4 protein-coding genes are annotated in these 4154 nt (G+C 40.4%); all 4 read right to left on the bottom strand.

Annotated elements, in window-relative coordinates; all coding sequences use genetic code 11:
• The coding region (locus PHC29_08730) for a MotA/TolQ/ExbB proton channel family protein (GenBank protein ID MDD5109562.1) at window positions 1–477 on the bottom strand (477 nt) is incomplete at its 3' end.
• A 61-nt stretch (window positions 478–538) separates the two neighbouring features.
• Window positions 539–2494: a TonB-dependent receptor gene (locus PHC29_08725; GenBank protein ID MDD5109561.1), complete on the bottom strand. Its 1956-nt coding sequence runs from the start codon at window positions 2492–2494 to the stop codon at window positions 539–541.
• 176 nt (window positions 2495–2670) lie between these two features.
• Entirely contained in the window at window positions 2671–3456 is a 786-nt protein-coding gene (gene cbiR, locus PHC29_08720; GenBank protein ID MDD5109560.1) for a cobamide remodeling phosphodiesterase CbiR, read from the bottom strand.
• A gap of 30 nt (window positions 3457–3486) precedes the next feature.
• The coding region (locus PHC29_08715; GenBank protein ID MDD5109559.1) for a diphthine--ammonia ligase at window positions 3487–4154 on the bottom strand (668 nt) is incomplete at its 5' end.

Raw genomic sequence — 4154 nt, 5'->3', positions numbered from 1 at the left:
GGTAGTAATCAATGCCTCCCAAATACCCCCGACTAAAGCCGAAGCATCCACTCTGCCGCCTAATTCCTGAATTTTCATAAAGGCTTTAATCATGCCTGTAACTGTTCCTGTAAGCCCCAGCAGAGTAGAGATGCTGCCAATAACAGCCAGGCCGCGTAAATTCCTATCCAGCTGGCGGATAATTTTAGAGCCTGCTCGGGAAATCAGCTTTTCTTTCTCCTCCTGCCCTCTATGCCGGATATGGATACCGACAGCCAGAATATGGCCAATCGGGTCGCCTGCCTTCTCACAAAGTTTCAATGCGCTTTCTGGTTCCCCTTCTTTTAAAAGATTCTTTACCTTAAGGCATATATTAGGGGTTCTTATCCTTGCGCGGTAGAAATAATGGGATCGATCCAGAAGAATAGCTACGGATATTATGGAACATAACAATATCGGCCACATCAAGGGCCCGCCTTTCAAAAATAAGTCCAACATAATTTTTTACCTCCTCTTCCCGGAGGGCAGGAGAAATTATCTCCCGCCCTCACAACTGTCGTCAGAAGCTACCTTTAATTCCTGCGTAGAATGAACGTCCTAATGTTTCATAACCGTAAACTTCCTGATACTCTTTATCAAAAAGGTTTTCAATTCTTCCAAAAGCCTGAAGATTTTTGGTTATATCATAAGCAGCTGCCATGTGCACTGTAGCATAAGCTTTCTGAGTGATAATAGTCTTATTGTAAGAGGCATCCCACGTTGCATCCTTACGAGCACCTACGTAATTTATACCCAAATTAAGATTGGCTTTAGGCAGAAAACCCCAGTTGACATCAAAATTGGCTTGTCTTTTTGGGCGTCTTAACAATTCCAGGCCAGTTTCTTTGTCTTCGGTATCAGTATAAGTAAAGTTGGCTCCGAAAGTGAGGTTTTCCAACGGTTTAATCTTTGCTCCGACTTCAAACCCCTTAGTTATTGCCTTACCTACATTAAGATATTTTGAATTGGAAATATCTAACATATTCCTGAAATCATTATGGAAATATGTTAGATCAAAAGATAATTTATCTTTGAAAAAATTCTGTTCAAAACCGAAATCGTAACTCTTACTCTCTTCCGCTTTTAAATTTACATTGCCGTATGTCGAATCATATAGTTGATAAAGAGTTGGTGCTTTAAATCCTGTGCCCAAATTTCCCTTAAGGCGTGTGCCTGTTTCGGTGATAAGGAAAGCTGTGGATATTTTATAGGTAGTTTCGGTTCCAAAAATCTCATGATCGTCAATTCTAACCCCTGGAGTAATAAAGAGTCTATCCCAAATCTTTAATTGATCTTGGAAATAATACCCCATATTATCAATGCTCTTTCTGTCTTGTTTGCTTGAATAAGGGCCATACGCGCCATCTGATTCGTAATACGAAGAACCGCTTTCATCTTCGTACTCAAGCCCGGCGGTGAAAATATTCCATTTTACAGGAGAGATATTATGCTGCCATTCGATTTTTTTATTATTCCCCTTATACCAGTCATTGACATATCCATAAACTGAATCCCATTCACGCTTGTCTTTCCTGCGTATATCATGATATGAAAATGACAAAACATGAGTCCACCAGGAATTTATAGATTGATCAAACGCAAACTTCGTGGAAAGATCTTTTGACGAGGAAATATAATTAGACACATCTTGGTTAGCATCGTAGTCAACACCCGTTACAGCATCAACATAATTGACAGATAAACTTAGTTTGGCGTTATCAAGTATCTTATAACCAAGTTTCGTCGAAAGAGCAGTATTGTGGTAAGGATCGTTTTCAGATCCGTTATAAACCTTGGAAATTCCGGAAGAATCTAAGCGCGTAGCCGAGAAAGAATAATCAATCTTATCTATAGCCATACCGCTTAATCCGAAGTGCTCCGTGAATGTGCCGTGCGAACCGCCTTCAAAAGAGGCTTCAACCTTAGGTTTACCCGTTCCTTTTTTAGTAATGATATTGACTACTCCGGCCATAGCATCAGAGCCATAAAGCGTTGACTGCGGCCCGCGCACAACTTCAATCCGCTCAATATTATCAGTCAAAAGATTAGCAAAGTTGAAAGCGCGGCCAGTGGACATCGGATCATTTACTTCTACCCCATCAATCATCACTAGAGTGTGCCCCGAATTTACTCCACGCATAAAAATAGAAGTATCCCCTCCTAATGTACCGGTCTGCATAACGGTAAGTCCGGGTACATCACGCAGGACCGCTTCAACAGTGCGCTTACCGGTTTTTTTAATATTTTCGGCAGTAATAACAGTGGTTGAACTCCCGATTTCAGCCTGGTAGGTTTCCGTTTTTGTAGCAGAAACAATAACATTACCTAAGTCATATTGGATATTAGAAGCTTCTTTTTCTCCAGCATCCGCTATTGACTCTTCCTTAACGCCTGCAGCTTGTGTTTCATCTGCCCAAGCCTGATTAAACGTAAACAAAATTGTCATAAGTATAAAACTCAAAACTTTCTTTTTCATTTCTTCTCCTCCCTCGAGAATACTTCCGTAATAGGCAATCGTCCGGGCTTGCCGGCATACCGTTAGGTTGCCGGGATTACCGTTGCGGGGCAGCGAAAGGGATTACACCTTTACTTCCTCTGCCTATCTGGAAAAATTGTTAAAATTATATTTATACCAACGCCACTCTTTAAACTTTACTTATTTTTTATCACCTCCTCTCTTAATACATCCAGAGACTCTTTAAAGTCTGTTTGCGAAAACACTTCTAGGGTTAATACGCCGCAGTAGTTGCTGTCTTTTAAAAACCGAACTATGCGATTTATCAATACTGCATCAAGATATTTCAGAGACGTGTGATCCTTGTTTCTATTGACGCCATGAAGATGAATAACGCGAGTCGCGCTAAAATATCTTTTTAGGTGCTTTAACGGACTAACCCCCATAATAATAAGGTGACCTATATCTACACAGGTTGAAAAACCATTTTCCAGAATTAAAGTATCTATATAACTAAAAGGATAGCTTAAATTCTCAATAGCGATATTTTGCGGTAATACTAGTTGAAGCCTAGCTATCATTTTTAACGCCTGATTGATCCTGTCTTGCCAAAACTGAATATTCCTTTCGTCCTGTTTTGATAAATTAAGATGTAATATATAAGCATAAGGGTTAAGAACAGATAAGCATTCAATAAGCATCCTTGTCTTTTTTATTGAATCTTTCCTTTTATCCCCTATCGCAGTGCCAAGATCAATATCTAAAGGCAGGTGAACAGTGTATGTTAAATTCCACTTACTGCTGATGCGTTTTAATTCCTGCAGGTCTCTCCGCTTAGGGATGTTCCCTGCATTATCGGTTTTAAACAAAACCAACTCTATATCATCAATTTCCCCTTTTAATTTACGCACATTCGGTAAAATGTCATCAGGGTAAATATATGACGTAGCGCCTATTCTAAACGGTAGTTTTTGATACCACATTTTTTATCTTATTTTTTGCTATAAGGAGTACTAAGCGTATTCTTGAATGTCTAAGAACCAGTGTTTCCAAAAACTTTCCTTGATTATCGGTTCAGCCTTTAAAATTTTAATCGGCCGGCTGAATATCGGCCCATCCACCACTAAAGTATGAAATTCTCCTTTCTCCCCGCAGGGGCAAATACCTCTTTTTTTCAATTCCTCAACTAAGTCTTGGTCAATATAGCGGCCGAGAAATTCCTGGCCCATTATATCTGCCTTGCAGCTGACAATAATTGCCTTAAATCCTGCTTTTAAAAACTCAGCAATAATGTTTTCCGGAGAATTATTCCAAAGCGGCTCTAAGGCTTTAATTTTTAAATCCCCGCAAACCCGCTCAATCCAGCTTTCGTGCTCCAGAAGATAGATATCGCCAAAGACCATTGAGCCGATATCGCTACCCCTTAGCTCAGTAACCGCGGATTTGAATTCTGCTTCGTATTTCTGCATATCCGGGCTGACTTCCCGCTGGGCCAGGGGCACTCCGACTAAATCCGCCTGAAACTTAAGCAGTCTGCCTTCAATCCCATGGAAGCACCCGCGCCTGGATTCCCGCGAGACAAAATTCAAGAGCAATTTTATATCATAACCCTGCTGCATTGCCTTATAACAGGCAAAACAACTGTCTTTTCCTCCGCTCCACGATGATATTGCCTTTAGAT

This window comes from Candidatus Omnitrophota bacterium, assembly GCA_028712255.1.
In the GTDB taxonomy this organism is placed as follows: domain Bacteria; phylum Omnitrophota; class Gorgyraeia; order Gygaellales; family Profunditerraquicolaceae; genus UBA6249.
The sequence above is the reverse complement of the archived record's forward strand: the minus strand, read 5'-3'. Positions and strand labels throughout refer to the sequence as shown.